This is a genomic window from Paenibacillus sp. FSL W8-0187 (assembly GCF_037969755.1).
Taxonomy (GTDB): domain Bacteria; phylum Bacillota; class Bacilli; order Paenibacillales; family Paenibacillaceae; genus Paenibacillus_AQ.
Genome location: NZ_CP150206.1, coordinates 6,138,643 through 6,156,174, shown reverse-complemented (window position 1 = coordinate 6,156,174; position 17,532 = coordinate 6,138,643). Strand labels below are relative to the sequence as shown.

Genomic DNA, 17,532 nt, shown 5'->3' with positions numbered 1-17,532 from the left:
GAAAAATGTGCATAAGCGAGAAAAATGTCGATAAATCGGTCTTTTGCAAGACGCTGAAAAGAGGGGACAGGATTTTCAATTTCTTCGGTGGAAACTGTGGATAATGTGAATAACTTAGTGGATAAAGTTGGATATAGGACCGAAGATGCGCGAATAACAACAAAAAAATGGCCATTTCGGCCATTTCCATGGTAAACTTATGCACCATTATTGGGGATAAGTTTGTGTATAAATGCAAAACTCCATTTGAAACACTTTTGTGAATTTTTTTTAAGTTTCCAGCAATGACTCCCATTCGGCAAAAATTTGCTCAAGCTGACTCTTTTTCTCCTCTAACGACTGCTGGCGTTCTTGGAGTGCCATATAATCCTGATAGATCTCCGGCAGCGTCATCTCGGTCTCTAGCTCGGAGATGTCCGATTCCAAAGCATGAATTTGCTCTTCCAGACTTGTGAGCTTGCGCTGACGGTTTCGTTCCTCCCGCTTTGCTTGCTTCTCAGCTTCAAAGGAAACGGCTCCCTGTTTCTCGACGGTAGCTTCGGCTTTCCCTTCCTGCTTCAGGGTGTGACGAGCAAACGGCTCGGAAGGTTCATCATTCATATCGAGAATTTCCTGCTTTTTCTCCGTATAGTCGTCATAATTACCCAGGAAATGTTGAATGCCGTCCGGATGAAGCTCGATGATGCGCTCGGCCATTTTGTTAAGGAAGTAACGGTCATGGGATATGAACAATAAAGTGCCTTCGTAATCCATTAGTGCCGATTCCAGAACCTCTTTTGCAAATAAGTCGAGATGGTTCGTCGGCTCGTCCAAGATGAGCATGTTGGCTTCCAGGAGCATCAGCTTGGCAAGCGAGACGCGTGCTTTTTCCCCGCCGCTTAAGGAACTGATCTTCTTGAGCACATCTTCGCCGCTGAAGAGGAAGTTGCCCAGAACGGTGCGGATGCGGGCTTCCTCCATATGCGGATAGGTGCCCCATAGCTCTTCCAGAACGGTATTGCTCGGATTCAGCTCGGATTGCTCTTGATCGTAGTAGCCGATTTTCACTTTTGTTCCCCATTGCAGCGATCCCGCCGTTGGCTTCAATGTACCGATCAGGCATTTAAGGAGCGTCGATTTGCCAACTCCGTTGGGACCGATCAAAGCTACGGTTTCTCCGCGGCTGAGATCAAAGGAAACCTGCCTAAACAACGGTTTGTCCTGCTCGAACGCAAGCGCCAGATCCCGCACATGAAGCACATCCTTGCCTGACATATACTCGGCTTCAAAAGAAAAATGTGCTTTCTTCAGATCCCCCAGCGGTTTGTCCATCCGTTCCATTTTATCCAGCGCTTTGCGACGGCTCTGCGCCCGCTTAGTCGTAGAGGCCCGGACCAGATTTCGCTGAATGAAGGTCTCCATGCGGGAGATCTCATCCTGCTGCTTCTCGTATTGCTTCAGCTGAGATTCGTATTCCGCTGCCTTCAGCTCAATATACCGGCTGTAGTTGCCCGTATATTTTTTGGAGTGACGGCGTTCGATTTCAACGATGGTCGTCACGAGACGATCCAGGAAATAGCGGTCGTGGGAAACGACAAGCAATGAACCGGAATAGCCTCGCAGATAATCCTCCAGCCAGGTGAGGGTCGCGATATCCAGATGGTTCGTCGGTTCATCCAGCATGAGCAGGTCGGGTGCCTGCAGCAATATTTTTGCAAGGGCCAGTCTTGTCTTCTGCCCGCCGCTTAATGTGGCAATGGAGGTATCCGGCGAAAAGCTGCCAAATCCCATGCCGTGGAGGACGCTGCGGATACGTGTTTCGATCTCATAACCGCCCTGATCCTTGAACCAGTCTGAACGGATCGCATAACGATCCAGAAGCTCCTGGTATTTCTTCGGATCCTCGCTCGACTTCGGGTCGGCAATTTGTTCCTCCATCTGACGCAGCTCGCGCTCCATCTCCAGAAGGGGAGTGAATACATCCAGCATCTCGTTCCATATCGACGAATCGGACTGAAGCCCGCTGTTCTGGGCAAGATAACCGACGGTGGTTTCCTTAGCCTTGAAGATTTGTCCGCCATCATAAGACATCTCGCCTGCCAAAATTTTGAGCAGGGTCGATTTCCCGGCTCCATTGACTCCGACAAGGCCGATTCTTTCGCGTTCAAGCACCTGTAGACTGATCCCGTCCAGCACGGGCGTAACTCCGTATAATTTCGTAATGCCATTGGCTTGCAGCAGCATGTTATGTGAAACCTCCATCATTCTATATGTTTGTTCGATTAATTCTTCATTATAAGAAAAACATCTACCGACGTACACTCTCAGAAGACAGACCGTTTTTAGAAGCTATTTTTCTTGCGATATCAGGATGGTCATGCTTTGAAGTCTATACGATCTGATATCTTAAATTAAGTGTACATGAAAATGACCGAACAATCGACAATGATTGGCGACTTCCTGCATTCTTGGCTAAAGGAAGGAACAGTGGTAAACTAAACTTAATTATAAGCGTGAGAGGAAAGATCACGTGTTGAACCCTGAGGAAGAATTGAAGCGGGTATCCGCAAAAGATGCCCTGCGCAAATTGATGCTATCACGCAGGGATGAATTATCTGAGGAAGAGCGGGCGCAGCGATCACAGCAAGCCTGCGAGTTTGCTTCGGAGGTCATGAAGCGGCTCCGACTTCAGAGCATGATGATTTATGTCCCCTTTCGCTCCGAACTGGATTCCCGGCCGCTGGTTGAATGGGCATGGAAGCAGGGGATTCAGGTTATCGTTCCCCGGAGTTTGCCCCAAGACCGTTCGCTGGAATTGTATAAGCTTCAGGGATGGAATGAGCTGATTCCCGGAGCTTATGGTATTCTGGAGCCTGATCCGCAGCGATCACAGAAATGGATGGATCATAGGCCTGATATCATCTGGGTGCCTGGGCTTGCGTTTGACAGGAAGGGCGGAAGACTTGGATACGGAGGCGGTTATTATGACCGGCTGTCGGACAGGCTTAGTCAAGGAGCACAAGACACCTCTCGTCAGATCGGTGAGCCTTTGTGGGTGGGAATCGGCTACGAGGTTCAGGTCTTGGAGCATGTTCCCATGGAAGAGCATGATAAGGTATTGGACGGTTTGGTTACGGAACGGGGACATACTGTGAAGGCCAGACCTGCAGCGGAGGGATAAGAGATGGAATTGAGTCATTTTAATGGCCAAGGCAGAGCACGAATGGTGGATGTCAGCGATAAGGATGTAACGGCCCGGACAGCGGTAGCAAAGACTACGGTTCGTATGCACCCAGATACGCTGATTCGCATCCATGAGGGGAAGATCGGCAAGGGAGATGTGCTTGCTGTAGCACAGGTTGCGGCTATTATGGCGGCCAAGAGCACGTCAAACTGGATTCCGATGTGTCATCCGCTGCCGTTGACCGGCGTGAATGTGGAGTTCAGCGATAATGCTAGAGATGAGTTATATATAGAAACGACCGTGAAGACCACAGGCAAAACCGGCGTTGAAATCGAAGCTTTGACAGCAGCTTCAGCGGCTGCGCTGACGGTCTATGACATGTGCAAAGCCTTGCAAAAAGACATGGTCATCGGCCCGACCTACCTGGTAAGCAAAACCGGTGGGAAGAGCGGGGATTACATACGAGAAACAACATAGCATTGCATAGAGACAGGAGATTCGAACGAGTGGAAGGGAGAGAGGGCAGATGGTGTGGAAAACGGCGATCCTAACGGCGAGCGATAAAGGTTCGCGGGGGGAACGCGAGGATACGAGCGCTCAAGTGATCCGGGAATTGGTGGAGGAAGAGCTGAGCGGAGAAATTATTGAATACCGGATCGTACCGGACGAGCCGGATGAAATTATCGCGGCATTGATCGAACTGACGGATTATTATCAAGTGGATCTCGTGCTCACGACAGGCGGAACGGAGCTGGCGGTCCGCGATGTTACCCCGGAGGCAACCAAGCGGGTCATCGAACGGGAAGTGCCCGGCATCGTAGAAGCGATGCGTGCTACCGTCATGCAGAAGAATCGGAGCGCGATGCTGTTCCGGGGCGTATGCGGCGTCCGCGGCCGTACCTTGATTGTCAATCTGCCGGGCTCGCCCAAAGGCGTGCACGAGAATCTGGCGGCGGTCATGGATCAGCTTCCGGAGGCACTGCTAATGGTAACGGGCCAGTATCGGGAGCAGCTCTAAAGGCCACCCTATTAGATAATTATGTAAATAATCTGTCACGATTCTAGACTGTATATGTGATTTACATTATGGTATGATGACGGTATATGAGCTTGTTTCAACTGCTGTAGTCGGATTATGGTCTTTAGTTAACACCTGTTGTAGTGCAAGGCGTGACGGATTTAGATCATCCTGAGGTCCTTTAAAGGCATTAAGCAGGACAAGGAGGAGAATAGATATGAGTACAATTGGAGTGCCGGGTATTATTTTGCTCGTCATTTTGGCGCTACTCTTGTTCGGACCGAACAAGCTTCCTGAACTGGGACGTGCGGTCGGAAGAACATTCCGTGAGTTTAAGGATGGTGCGCGCGAGATTATTGCTGACGATGCACCGGCGAAGAAGAAAGAAGAGGCTCCCCAGCAAGCCGTTGCCGCTGAGCCAACCAAGGTTGAGGATAAGCGTCTTCCGGAATAATGCAAGGTTTGAAGTCCCTTCCTTCGGGAGGGATTTTGTTTTGTCAGGGTCACATATAGGGTGGTGGTTAACATGTCGGAGCAAGTGAAAGATATGGCGCTTGTAGAGCATTTGGGCGAGCTTCGTAAACGAATTATAGTCGTGCTCGTGGTATTCGTAGCGGGGCTTATCGGGGGGCTTTTTGTTGCGGAGCCAATCTATCATTATTTGACGGCAGCGGAAGAAGCCAAGAACTTTGAACTGCATGCGTTCTCCTTCTGGGATGGTATCGGGATTTACATGAAAATCGCTGCCATTTTCTCGCTTGTCATTTCCGTTCCGCTGATCTTCTATCAGCTGTGGGCGTTTGTCAAGCCGGGACTTCGCAAAGAAGAGCAGAAAGCGGCCATTCGTTACGTACCGTATGCGTTTCTTCTGTTCATCGTGGGGATAACGTTCGGATATTACATCGTGTTTCCGATGACGCTGTCGTTCACTACAACGATTACACAGAGCATGGGGCTCCAGGAAACCTACGGAATTACCAATTACTTAAATTTCATGTTTAATCTCGTATTGCCGCTGGCCTTGCTGTTTGAGCTGCCGCTTGTGGTGATGTTCTTAACGAAAATCCGCATTCTGAATCCGCTTCGGCTCAGAAAAATGCGCAAAGTGGCTTATTTCGTGCTTGCATTCATTGCGGCTGTCATTACGCCGCCGGACTTCATATCGGATATCCTGGTCACGATTCCACTTCTGCTTCTGTACGAATTCAGCATGTTTCTGTCTTCCGTGATCTATCGCAAGCAATTAGAGGCAGACATGGAATGGGACAGCCGGTATGGACGGGTAGACGAAGAGGAATGACAGTGATTATAATATGTTTTGCAAAATAGGATCGCATGAGAATAAGAACAACCCGCCTAACCTCACTCAACGGGAGTATGGTTTGCGGGTTGTTTTTTTGTTCAAGAATCGAATGGTTAGGAATCAATTTCATAAGTGCATTAGCTCCCGGTCTCATGGGAATCATTTCATAACATCCTAACTTTCATCTTGAGCATATCTCGCCAGCGCCTTACTTTCGCCCTGTTGAAATATGAACGCTTGGAAGACAATAAGGATATCGGACATCACACGGCCAATACAGAAGGAGAGATTCCGGATATGAATATAACGGAAGAAATGAAATTGATGATACAGCAAGAACTTGAGCGGATTGAGCGGGAGGAAGGGGTTCTTATCCTGTATGCATGCGAATCAGGCAGCAGGGCCTGGGGCTTCCCGTCGACAGACAGCGATTATGACGTAAGGTTTATCTATGTCAGACCCGTGGAGTGGTATTTGTCCATCTTCGACAAGCGAGATGTGATTGAGCGGCCGATCAGCGACAGGCTGGATATGAGCGGTTGGGATTTGAAAAAAGCACTGGGGCTTTTTCGCAAGTCGAATCCACCCCTGCTCGAGTGGTTGGAGTCCCCCATCAAGTATAAGGAGACGCTTGGCATCGCCCAGCAAATCCGCAGCATATCTCCGCTTGCCTTCTCGCCTAAATCTTGCATGCACCACTACCTGAACATGGCCAAAGGCAATTACCGGATGTATTTGCAAGGGGGAGACGTAAAGATCAAAAAGTATTTCTATGTACTGCGTCCGATCCTGGCATGCGACTGGATTCAGACCTACAACGAGATGCCTCCCATGGAATTCGAGCTGCTTACGGATCGCCTATTAGATCAGGGAAGTGCACTGAAACAGGAGATCAATCAGTTGCTTCTTCGCAAACGTTCGGGCGAAGAGATGGATGATAAACCGAAACTTCCCATCATTAACGCATTCATCGAAGAGAAATTGAACGAATATGATCAGCTAGTCAAGGATAAGAAGCACCAAGACACGGATCTGGATCAAAGGCTGGATGCTTTGTTTCGGAACGCGCTGGTTGAAGGATGGGGAACCGGCGGACCGCAGTCATTCACAGTTTGACGAAAGGGGAGCGTCATTTGGTATTCAGCCGTACAGTGTTCCTTAAGACTCAGGCATATTTTGACTGGTCATGGATACAATGGAGTAGGGGGTTTAGGGACAACCCCGATCAGAGTCCGATTTGCAAAAAAATGATCAAAAAATCATGCAAAGGACTTGAAATTTTAAGACAACTTGAGTATCATAAAATTGGTTGTTAGCACTGAGGGTTGTCGAGTGCTAATACATAAAGCTTTGAAAAAAGCATCACAACATATTTAAAGGAGGCTATTTTTTCATGATCAGACCTTTAGGTGAACGCGTATTGGTAGAACCGATCGAACAAGAAGAAACTACGGCATTCGGGATTGTACTTCCTGACTCTGCTAAAGAAAAGCCGCAAGAAGGTAAAGTTATTGCTGTAGGCAGTGGCTCCCTGAAAGACGGCGCACGTGTACCTTTGGAAGTTAAAGAAGGCGACCGCGTCATTTTCTCCAAATACGCTGGAACAGAAATCAAATACGAAGGTAAAGAATATTTGATTATGAAAGAAAGCGACATCCACGCGATCTTAGGCTAATGAACGCCTGAATATATCTTTGTTTCACGATTTCATAATCCACTAGGGAGGTATGTAATACCATGGCAAAAGACATTAAGTTCAGTGAAGACGCCCGTCGCGCAATGCTTCGCGGTGTAGACGCTTTGGCAAATGCAGTTAAAGTAACACTCGGACCGAAAGGCCGTAACGTGGTTCTTGAGAAGAAATTCGGAAGTCCGCTCATCACGAATGACGGTGTAACCATCGCTAAAGAAATCGAGCTGGAAGATGCATTCGAGAACATGGGTGCTCAGCTTGTTAAAGAAGTAGCTACCAAAACCAACGATGTTGCCGGTGACGGTACAACAACGGCAACGGTTCTGGCTCAAGCTATGATCCGTGAAGGTCTGAAGAACGTAACAGCTGGCGCAAACCCAATGATCATCCGTAAGGGTATCGACAAAGCGGTTAGAGCAGCTGTGGCTGAACTTCAAAACATCGCGAAAGAAGTTAAAAACCACCAGGAAATCGCTCAAGTCGCTTCCGTATCTGCAGCTGACGAAGAAGTAGGTCAACTAATTGCAGAAGCTATGGATAAAGTGGGCAAAGACGGCGTCATCACCGTTGAAGAATCCCGCGGCTTCTTGACGGAGCTGGAAGTTGTAGAAGGTATGCAATTCGACCGCGGCTACATCTCTCCATACATGATTACTGATACGGATAAAATGGAAGCTGTTCTTGAGAATCCATACATCCTGATCACCGATAAAAAAGTAACCAACACGCAAGAGATCCTGCCGATCCTTGAAAAAATCGTGCAGCAAGGCAAACCGCTCGTTCTGATCGCGGAAGACATCGAAGGCGAAGCGCAAGCGATGCTGATCGTGAACAAACTGCGTGGTACGTTTAACGCTGTTGCTGTTAAAGCTCCTGGCTTCGGTGACCGTCGTAAAGCCATGCTGCAAGATATCGCTGCATTGACTGGCGGCCAAGTGATTACGGAAGAGCTCGGTCTCGACCTGAAAACAGCTTCCATCGATCAATTGGGTACCGCTCGTCAAGTGCGCGTAACCAAAGAGAACACCATCATCGTGGATGGCGCCGGCAACAAAGAAGACATCGATGCTCGCGTGAAGCAAATCCGCAACCAATTGGAAGAAACCACTTCCGATTTCGACAAAGAAAAATTGCAAGAGCGTCTGGCTAAATTGGCTGGTGGCGTAGCTGTGGTCAAAGTCGGTGCGGCTACTGAAACAGAACTGAAAGAACGCAAACTGCGCATCGAAGATGCCCTCAACGCAACCCGCGCTGCGGTTGAAGAAGGTATGGTATCCGGTGGTGGTACAGCGCTCGTTAACGTATACAACGCTGTTGCTGCTGTTCAAGTAGAAGGCGACGAGAAAACAGGCGTGAACATCGTTCTGCGCGCTCTGGAAGAGCCAATCCGCACGATTGCAGCAAACGCTGGTAAAGAAGGTTCCGTTATCGTTGAGCGTCTGAAAAAAGAAGAGATCGGTATCGGCTACAACGCCGCTACAGATACTTGGGTGAACATGTTCGAAGCAGGTATCGTTGACCCTGCGAAAGTAACGCGTTCCGCTCTTCAAAACGCAGCTTCCGTTGCGGCTATGTTCCTGACAACCGAAGCGGTTATCGCTGACAAGCCAGAACCAGAAAAACCAGCTATGCCTGATATGGGCGGCATGGGTGGAATGGGCGGTATGATGTAAGTAAGGCCCCAAAAGCCTGTCATATCAATGAAAAGAGACCTCTCGGGGTCTCTTTTCTTGTATAAGCTTCACAAATGTATGACAGCGACAATTACAGAGAAGTGATTTACAAATATATGCCAACTTGATTATACTTAAAAAAGTAAACTGAAGGCATCGGTAAGAAAATCCCTGCTGGCCTATGCTGGCAGGGATTTTTTTGTTTGAAAGGGGGGGAGCAATTGGTATGAAAAAGTTATTCTTGAAATTTGGAACAGCGGTCTTATCCTTGTTATTGGTTTGGTTGGTCCTTAATTATTTTCCGGAGTTAGATGACATTGATGTAAACCAACCAAAACCGGGTACCGTTGTCGAATTGGAGTTTCCAGCGGATAGATATCCTGAGACAGCGGATCACATACAAAAGGCCATTGAATCCGGTCATTCCGAAGTTTGTACCATTGATCGAACTGGTGCAGATGATAACAGAAGTTCTTCGCTAAAAGGAATCCCTACAAAAAAAGGATATGATCGGGATGAGTGGCCGATGGCCATGTGTGCCGAAGGCGGGGACGGTGCAAGTGTCGAATACATAGATCCATCTGACAATCGAGGAGCTGGAAGCTGGGTAGGTAACTATTTGGAGGGATACCCGGACGGTACCCAAGTACATTTCATTTTTAGATAGCAAAAAGAATCTACTAGCTATATGCCAGTAGGTTCTTTTTTTGCGTCTAGTCGTATCAATCGACTCACATGCTTTATTTCCTCTAATGGTACCCAGACTGGCCCATAAACACTCCGCATCTCTAAGCGATCTGTACAAGCATCAGGTATGCCTTGGAGTACTGCGCCATCAATAAGGTATATCGTCACATTTTGCTTCTTTTGTATGGCCATTTTCAGTTCTTTATCCCACATTTGATTAATCACGCACCCATGACGAAAGTAATAATGTCAGTATATCAAAGGTGGGTAGAATTTACTATAAATCATTTGAACAGAAGTAGATGTTGTCTGAAAAAATACTTCGCATTATAGATAATACTCCGATATCATCGGTAAGAGACCAGACCTCACTGGCTTAGGCTGGTGAGGTTCTTTTTTGTTAAAGCATATTGGCCCTGGCATTGTATGAGATTTTGAATACTTTGTATTGAGATCGTAGAAAAGGAGGAGACCTCATGGGTGAAGTTGGTTACGAAAGTGTTGGAGGATACGGCGGTAAAAACTCAGTCGCGGCGATTCTTGTTCTCTTTATATTGTTGGTAATCATTACTAGTGCCTTTGTATAATATTCCCTGTATGACAAAGACCCTACTGGCTAATGCTGGCAGGGTCTATTTCTTACTAATTTCAGAATACATCAAGATCGTTATTTTACAAGAAGACCAATAATTTTCATTATGTGATTTATATTCGTATTCTGAAGGTAAATAATGCCAGCGAAATCCTAGCCAATCTTTACATAAAGAAAATATTATGTCATATCGAAAAGCACCGGTTAGGGTGCTTTTTGTTTTGAATTCGAATAACCGGAGGGGAGTAGTGTGGCAACGAAATTCTGCTCGTGAGATGGAAAAGTCGAAGCAAATTTACATTCAACGAAATCTTCAGATTTTCTTTAGATATTTCCTCGTAAAATCCTTAGATTTTTTCGTTATTATTTTCATGTCGAAAACAAAATGAGGAGCTAATTCATGTTTAGTAATATCATCATACAACTAGTTGAGCAATACGGCTATCTGGCGTTTTTCTTAGCCTTCTCCCTAGGTCCATTTGGAATTCCAGTTCCAAATGAAGTAACTATATTAACTGGCGGGATACTAAGCAACACGGGTGTGTTAGATCCCTGGATAACATATTTCTACATCTCCGTTGGCCTGTTAACAGCATACACAATAGCTTATTTTGCAGGCAGAATTTTAGGCGGAAATATAAGCATAAGACTTCAAAATAATCGCTACTTTCAGAATGCAGATAAGCTTTTTAAGCAACGAGGAGATCTGGCAATGTGTTTTGGAGTATTCATTCCTCTAATTCGGTATATTCTACCTTTCATTGTTGGATTAAGCGGGGTTACATTCAAAAAATTTGCCTTGATATCATATTTTAGTGTTTTGTTTTGGACGGTGACGTTTTTTACTGCTGGGAGATATTTGGGCGGGATTGTATTTTAGATTCACTAAGCTGACTCGGGGAATTATATAATGGGGGAGAACAGATGAATATCAATGAATCATTACTTTTTTTGCAAGGATTTTTCAAAAATCCACAACGAGTAGGAAGCATAATACCTAGTTCTCGATTTCTAGCAGCTAAAATGATTCAGTCTGTACCATGGAATGAGGTAAAGGCAGTCGCGGAGCTCGGGTCAGGTACAGGTGCTATCACACGTTTGATGAAGGCGCAGTTAAACGAATCAACAAAAGTGCTATTATTTGAAAGGGATAAGAAAATGAGAAATAATTTAAAAACAGAATACCCGGATTTCGTCTGTCATTCCAATGCATGCCAATTAGTTAAAAAAATGAATCAAGATGGAATAGGTCAGCTTGACTGTATTATAAGCGGACTACCATTTTTTAATTTCACGAGTGAAATGCGGGAAACTTTATTAAATCAGATTATTGAGGCACTGAAACCAGGAGGGAGGTTTGTCGCTTTTCAATACTCCCTTCAAATGAAAAAAAAATTTGCTGAAGAATTGATAATTGAAAAAATCGAGTTCGTGCCATTCAATTTCCCTCCAGCCTTCGTATATACCTGTCGTAAAAGGGAGACGCTTTGAACATGAAACTACAATTCACTTGATATGTTTACTGAATCTACATCCGGGCTGCATTTATTTAGCGATCATAGTAGCTTCAAATCTCTGAAAAAGGAGGAACATTTAATGAATACAGTACTTGTCGTAGATGACGATTCCGAAATTAGAGATGTCATTCACGTATATTTGCGAAATGAAGGATACCGTGTAATTGAAGCTGCAGATGGTCTGGAAGCGCTGGATATAATAAAAACAACCTCGGTCCAGTTGGTCATCCTGGATGTTATGATGCCTCGAATGGATGGTATTAGTGCCTGCATTAAAATTAGGGGAATATCGGACGCTCCTATTATCATGTTATCAGCTAAAGAAGAAGATATTGATAAAATTACAGGTCTCACTACCGGAGCGGACGATTATATGACAAAGCCCTTTAATCCCTTGGAATTGGTCGCCCGAGTAAAAGCTCAATTGCGGCGACAATCATTAATAGGAAAAGAAGAGCTTAATTCACTAATCCTCATCAAAGATCTTGTTATTGATAAGGCTAAACATACCGTTACATTGAAAGGAAATAACATTTCGCTAACCCCGCTGGAGTTTTCAATTTTAGAATTGCTTGCAAGCCGCCCAGGGCAAGTATTTAGCTCTAACAAGATTTATGAAAGCGTATGGAGAGAGCCGTACGGAAATTCAGATAATACGGTAATGGTTCATATTCGGAATTTACGAGAAAAAATAGAAGCATCTCCAAGAGAGCCCCAATATATTAAAACGGTTTGGGGAGTGGGCTATAAAATTGACTGAACATGGACAAAAGCCAAAAAGAAAAAAAATCCAGGTCAACATCTTAATCAGAATGGTGCTAAGTTTAATAATCGCAATTGCTATAAATGATTTGCTCATTTTATTTTTCTCAAAGGTCGGAAATGAAATGGAATGGAAGTGGCTTCTCAATTTCCTTCCCTATCTTGTTACACCTATGTATATGGCTATCTTTATTATTACTTTTTTAGTTTTAACACGAAGAATTGTTAAAGATCTTATTCATTTGGAACGTGGACTTCAAATTATTTCTGAGGGTGATTTAAATTATCGGGTATCTGTTGATCGACAAGATGAACTCGGGCGGGTCGCATTTAACATTAATCGAATGACTGAACGGTTGCAACGGCAGATTGTTAAGGAGCGTGAAACGGAGAAATCCAAGATGGATATGATCACAGGCATTTCACATGACTTGCGCACACCGCTTACAAGTATTATCGGCTATATTGAGCTTTTAAGAACAGACTCATTTCAAGATAAAGAAGAATATACACGATTTGTTCAAAACACCTATAACAAAGCGATTCACTTGAAGAAGTTGCTTGATGATTTGTTTGAATATACCAGACTCACCTCGTTCGACATCCACTTGGATATAAAGAGAATTGATTTATTTCAACTTTTGGATCAATTGCTATTTGAATTTGAACCGATTGCCCAAGAGAAGGGGATCACTTTCGTAAAAGAGATAGGGAACGCTCCGATTGTAACCCTCATTGACAGTGAGAAAATTGCCAGAGCGATGGACAATCTATTGATGAACGCTCTTAAGTACTCTGTAAAGCCAGGAACCGTCCGTGTTTTAATGAGATCGGATCATCAGCAAATTAAAATTGAGGTTGAAAATAAAGGGAACCCCCTTACACAAGAACAAGAGAATAAACTCTTCGAACGTTTTTATAAAGTCGATCATTCACGAAGTAGCGAAGGCATTCAAACAGGAGCCGGTCTTGGTCTTTCTATTGCAAGAAACATTATTGAATTGCACGGAGGAACCTTAACTCTCAATCATATAAATAACATATTTAAATTTACGCTTACTTTACCTTCCGAAGGCAGTTTGGCTAACCGTAAGGAGTCTGGAGTAGTGAACAACCATGATATTTAAATTAGTAAAAGTTGCATAGGAACAACACCTGGTTTCTGAATTAATGAAAATTAGCATGTCTTTGCGAGTATGAAAAGGCTCCCGGAAGGGAGCTTTTTTATATAACATTCACATTCTCGCAAAAATTCTTGCATCATTCTTCATTGATAGATGAACAGTAGCTTTTAGTTATTTTTTAATAAATAATTAATAAAGACACTGTACAAATTAATTGAATCAGTTATAATGTGATAAAAGCTTGATCAAAAATGGCTGATAAATGGGGTTGAAATATCATTTTATCGATGGATTTGAAAGCGCTTAATGAATGCGATTTCAAGTCAGGAAGTGATATAAAACTCGTGGAAGGGGTTGTTTAATAGGCGATTCATGGAATTTGGAGTACATGGATGGATCCAACAAAGGGGCGTTTGGCAGCAAAGAATGAGTGCGTTGAAAGGAGTTTAAACATGGCTGGTTTAGAACCGATAATTCAGATCGATATGAAAAAGAAGAAGGGCTCCAAACTTCAGTTAATGGCTAAGGAGCTTGTATACAACAAATGGCTTTACATTATGTTTCTACCTGTTTTTATATGGTATTTCATATTTGCCTATTGGCCGATGCATGGCTTGTTAATGGCATTTCAGAAGTACAACGTGGTCAAAGGGATATCCGGAAGTAGCTGGGTCGGGTTCAAATATTTCCAACAATTTTTGGATGACCCCCATTTTTTTAGACTGATCAAAAACACGCTGCTCCTTAATATTTACAGCTTGATTTTCGGATTCCCTGTGCCGATTATTTTAGCTCTTTGCTTCAATGAAATACGGAATCTCCTGTTCAAAAAAATTGCACAGACGATTAGTTATTTACCGTATTTTATTTCTACGGTTGTTGTATGCGGGATGGCTCTTACCTTCCTTTCGCCGAGTACGGGTATCGTCAATATCCTTTTAAATAAATTTGGGATTGAGAGTATTTTCTTCTTTCAAGATCCGGATTACTTCAGAACGATTTATGTGCTGCTGGGAATTTGGCAGGGAGCTGGGTTTTCCGCCATTATTTATATCGCCGCTCTTTCGGGCATTAGTCCAGATCTGTACGAAGCAGCCAAGATCGATGGGGCGGGCCGGTGGAGCCAGCTCCGTTACATTACATTCCCAAGTCTGGTCCCGACCATTATTATTATGCTGCTGTTAAACCTGGGCACGATTTTAACGGCGGATTTCGGCAAAATCCTGCTGTTGTACAATCCAACGATTTATGACACCGCGGATGTCCTGAATACTTACGTGTACAGAAAAGGACTCATCGACAATAACTACAGCTATGCCACAGCGGTTGGCCTATTCCAGGCTGTAATTGGTTTCATTCTGGTATACGGGGCCAATTACTTGAGCAAAAAGGCAAACCAGACTTCGCTTTGGTAAAAGGGGGAGAGAACATGTTTAAGACCAAAAAAAGAGTGGACGCCAGTGACGCCATTTATTTTGTATTCATCTATCTTTTTATTATCGTCACTTGTATCGTGATGCTCTACCCATTCATTTATATTTTATCCGTTTCTATCAGCGATACGGACAGTGTGATGCGAAATGAAGTGCTTCTCTGGCCAAAAGGAATCAATTTGTCGGCTTATGAGACAGTTTTGAATTACAAGGGAATGATCGTGGCCTATGGAAATACGATTTACTACACGGTGGTAGGAACATTTCTCAGTTTACTGCTGACGACGCTGGCGGCCTATCCACTGTCACGGAAAAATTGGAAGCTGCGCAATTTTGCCGCCATCTTTTTGGCGATTCCATTATGGTTCGGTGGCGGAATGATTCCCTTTTATATGGTCATGAGAGATCTTCATTTGCTTAATTCCCGAATGGGTATCTTGCTTTACGCAGCTATTTCTACGTTCTATATCATCATTGTACGCACTTATTTTGAGAGTCTTCCCAAAGAGATCGAGGAATCGGCCAAAATCGACGGTGCCAGCGATATCAGAATATTCCTACAAATGGCGCTACCTCTGTCCAAACCGGTTCTTGCAGCCATCGGCTTGTATTATGCGGTCGGCAAATGGAACTCCTTTTTCTGGGAATTGATATTACTCAGTAAGGAGCAATTTATGCCGGTTCAGGTGTTATTGGTCCGAATAATCCGCGACAGCTCATTCGATAAGGAAATGGAGAAGGCGCTAGTACAAAGTTCCGGAGTTCTGCCGATCACCATTCAATATGCGGCTATCGTGATTACGGCTCTGCCGATTATTATGGCCTATCCGTTTCTGCAAAAGTATTTCGTGAAAGGGGTGATGATCGGCGCCGTTAAGAGTTAGTAGATTTGAAATAGAGATGTGATTAAAATGAATAATCCAAAGTGGAGGTCGTAAGAATGAACAGACAATGGAGAAAGAATGGGATATCCTTATTGATCATTGTAATCATTATGGCTCTTCTGACATCGGCATGCGGAGGCGGAGCGTCAAAGGGAGAATCGTCGTCGTCAGATAATACGAGCGGTGATGATCAACCGGTGAAATTATCGATCTTTATTGCGAGCCGGGCAACGGATGAAATGTACACCAACGAAACACTGGTATGGAAGGAAATCGGCAAAAAATTCAACGTGGAATTTGACTTTATTACAGGTGATGCCAAAACGATGCGTGACAAATTTCCGCTTATGATTTCTTCCAATGAGTATCCGGATATCGTCGCGGATGCACCTAGCAACTTTAACAAGTACGGTCCGCAGGGCGTGTTCATCCCGCTGAACGATCTGATTAAAGATAAGCCCAATCTGCAAAAATATTTAGTAGACGACAAAATTGCCAAATCCCAGATTGTTAATGCAGATGGCAATATTTACGGAGTTCCGATGTTGTCTGCGGTTCGTACATCCGAAGGCCCCTTGATTCGTCAAGACTGGTTGGATCGCTTGAACCTGCCAGTACCGGAAACGATGGATGATTGGTATAATACTTTGAAAGCGTTCAAAGAGAAGGATGCCAACGGAAACGGTGATCCGAAGGATGAAGTACCGTTTTCTACTGCCGGCACTTTTTATTTAAACTTTGCCGATGCTTGGGGCATTGACCTGAACGAGGATGGCCGCTGGATGGAGGAGAACGGCAAGATGATCTACACGCCAATCGATCCGCGCGCCAAGGAATTTCTAACTACGATGAACCAATGGTACAGTGAAGGATTGTTTGATCAAGAGATACTGTCCAGACAAGATAAAGACTATACTTCGATGGTTTTCAATGATAAAGTCGGTGCAACCAATCATTGGGTTGGATATGTGGCAAGCTTCAATGCAAGACCTGAGGTTGAGAATATTAAAGGATTTAATTTTCAGGTTACGCCACCTCCAGTCATGAACAAAGGCGACAAACCGCTTACGAGCAGGCAGCAGCAAATCGTGGTGCCTGTTGCTTGGGCCATCAGCGGCCAGAACGAGCACGTCGATAAAACGATGGAAATTTTCGAGTATGCTTACAGTGACGAAGGTCAGCTGCTATTCAACTTCGGGGTTGAGGGCGACACATATACGAAGGAAGCCGATGGAACGCTCAAATATACCGACAAGATTATGAAAAACCCGGACGGGGCCGCGAAGGCATTAAGTAGAATCGGAGTGCAGCCATGGATCGGTTTCCGTCAAGATGCCCGTTATGAGAAAGCGGCTGCGGTGAGCGAGGATGCGGCCAAGCAACTGTTCTATTACGTCGAACAAAACTATTTCCGGGATCCGGTGCCTGCCTTGAAGTATACTGAAGATGATTTTGAGACGAGCACGGAGATCAAAACGCAGATCGATACCTATGTGAATGAGATGATCAGCAAGTTTATTATCGGGCAGGAGCCGTTATCCCAATTTGATGCATTCGTTGAGAAAGTGAGATCCATGCGTTTTGATGAATTGGAAGCGATCCAGAACAAAGCGTATGAGGCGAATAAAGAATTAATGAAGTAATGGATAAGAACAATGGAAACTAGGGGGTTTCTTTTTCTAG

General features: G+C 44.6%; 18 protein-coding genes. 17 read left to right on the top strand and 1 reads right to left on the bottom strand.

Annotated features, from left to right (window positions below):
• Positions 1-270: 270 nt before the first annotated feature.
• Complete coding sequence (gene abc-f / locus MKY48_RS27875; RefSeq protein WP_339291750.1) at positions 271-2,223, bottom strand: ABC-F type ribosomal protection protein; 1,953 nt, start codon at positions 2,221-2,223, stop codon at positions 271-273.
• Between the two features lie 286 nt (positions 2,224-2,509).
• Here abc-f and MKY48_RS27870 point away from each other — a divergent pair, with 286 nt between their 5' ends.
• From MKY48_RS27870 to MKY48_RS27790, 17 genes are all read left to right on the top strand, one after another.
• Positions 2,510-3,160 carry a 5-formyltetrahydrofolate cyclo-ligase gene (locus MKY48_RS27870; RefSeq protein ID WP_339291749.1) on the top strand — a complete coding sequence of 217 codons (651 nt, stop codon included), beginning with the start codon at positions 2,510-2,512 and terminating at the stop codon, positions 3,158-3,160.
• A gap of 3 nt (positions 3,161-3,163) precedes the next feature.
• Entirely contained in the window at positions 3,164-3,640 is a 477-nt protein-coding gene (gene moaC, locus MKY48_RS27865; protein WP_339291748.1) for a cyclic pyranopterin monophosphate synthase MoaC, read from the top strand.
• 49 nt (positions 3,641-3,689) lie between these two features.
• The gene (locus tag MKY48_RS27860; protein WP_076324712.1) at positions 3,690-4,181 is read left to right on the top strand and encodes a MogA/MoaB family molybdenum cofactor biosynthesis protein; all 492 of its coding nucleotides are present in this window, start codon (positions 3,690-3,692) and stop codon (positions 4,179-4,181) included.
• Between the two features lie 217 nt (positions 4,182-4,398).
• Entirely contained in the window at positions 4,399-4,635 is a 237-nt protein-coding gene (locus MKY48_RS27855) for a twin-arginine translocase TatA/TatE family subunit (RefSeq protein ID WP_076324711.1), read from the top strand.
• 72 nt (positions 4,636-4,707) lie between these two features.
• The gene (tatC, locus tag MKY48_RS27850) at positions 4,708-5,481 is read left to right on the top strand and encodes a twin-arginine translocase subunit TatC (RefSeq protein WP_098748756.1); all 774 of its coding nucleotides are present in this window, start codon (positions 4,708-4,710) and stop codon (positions 5,479-5,481) included.
• Positions 5,482-5,781: 300 nt separating this feature from the next.
• Complete coding sequence (locus MKY48_RS27845) at positions 5,782-6,600, top strand: nucleotidyltransferase domain-containing protein (RefSeq protein ID WP_339291747.1); 819 nt, start codon at positions 5,782-5,784, stop codon at positions 6,598-6,600.
• A 277-nt stretch (positions 6,601-6,877) separates the two neighbouring features.
• The gene (groES, locus tag MKY48_RS27840; protein ID WP_006212454.1) at positions 6,878-7,159 is read left to right on the top strand and encodes a co-chaperone GroES; all 282 of its coding nucleotides are present in this window, start codon (positions 6,878-6,880) and stop codon (positions 7,157-7,159) included.
• Between the two features lie 62 nt (positions 7,160-7,221).
• Positions 7,222-8,850, top strand: a complete 1,629-nt coding sequence (gene groL / locus MKY48_RS27835) for a chaperonin GroEL (RefSeq protein ID WP_076324708.1) — start codon at positions 7,222-7,224, stop codon at positions 8,848-8,850.
• A 226-nt stretch (positions 8,851-9,076) separates the two neighbouring features.
• A complete protein-coding gene (locus MKY48_RS27830) occupies positions 9,077-9,517 on the top strand; it encodes a NucA/NucB deoxyribonuclease domain-containing protein (protein WP_339291746.1) in 441 nt (146 codons plus the stop codon).
• A gap of 496 nt (positions 9,518-10,013) precedes the next feature.
• Entirely contained in the window at positions 10,014-10,124 is a 111-nt protein-coding gene (gene yjcZ, locus MKY48_RS27825; protein WP_083659774.1) for a sporulation protein YjcZ, read from the top strand.
• Positions 10,125-10,529: 405 nt separating this feature from the next.
• Entirely contained in the window at positions 10,530-11,009 is a 480-nt protein-coding gene (locus MKY48_RS27820) for a DedA family protein (RefSeq protein ID WP_076324705.1), read from the top strand.
• 44 nt (positions 11,010-11,053) lie between these two features.
• Positions 11,054-11,620, top strand: a complete 567-nt coding sequence (locus MKY48_RS27815) for a methyltransferase domain-containing protein (protein ID WP_076324704.1) — start codon at positions 11,054-11,056, stop codon at positions 11,618-11,620.
• 105 nt (positions 11,621-11,725) lie between these two features.
• Positions 11,726-12,406 carry a response regulator transcription factor gene (locus tag MKY48_RS27810; RefSeq protein WP_076324703.1) on the top strand — a complete coding sequence of 227 codons (681 nt, stop codon included), beginning with the start codon at positions 11,726-11,728 and terminating at the stop codon, positions 12,404-12,406.
• Positions 12,399-13,535 (top strand): HAMP domain-containing sensor histidine kinase, encoded by a 1,137-nt coding sequence (locus MKY48_RS27805; protein ID WP_339291745.1) that lies wholly within the window; start codon positions 12,399-12,401, stop codon positions 13,533-13,535. Before MKY48_RS27810 ends, MKY48_RS27805 begins: the two co-directional genes overlap by 8 nt.
• A gap of 449 nt (positions 13,536-13,984) precedes the next feature.
• A complete protein-coding gene (locus tag MKY48_RS27800; protein WP_098748753.1) occupies positions 13,985-14,947 on the top strand; it encodes an ABC transporter permease subunit in 963 nt (320 codons plus the stop codon).
• A gap of 14 nt (positions 14,948-14,961) precedes the next feature.
• Positions 14,962-15,849: a carbohydrate ABC transporter permease gene (locus MKY48_RS27795; protein WP_098748752.1), complete on the top strand. Its 888-nt coding sequence runs from the start codon at positions 14,962-14,964 to the stop codon at positions 15,847-15,849.
• Positions 15,850-15,905: 56 nt separating this feature from the next.
• The gene (locus tag MKY48_RS27790) at positions 15,906-17,492 is read left to right on the top strand and encodes a hypothetical protein (RefSeq protein ID WP_339291744.1); all 1,587 of its coding nucleotides are present in this window, start codon (positions 15,906-15,908) and stop codon (positions 17,490-17,492) included.
• Positions 17,493-17,532: the final 40 nt, after the last annotated feature.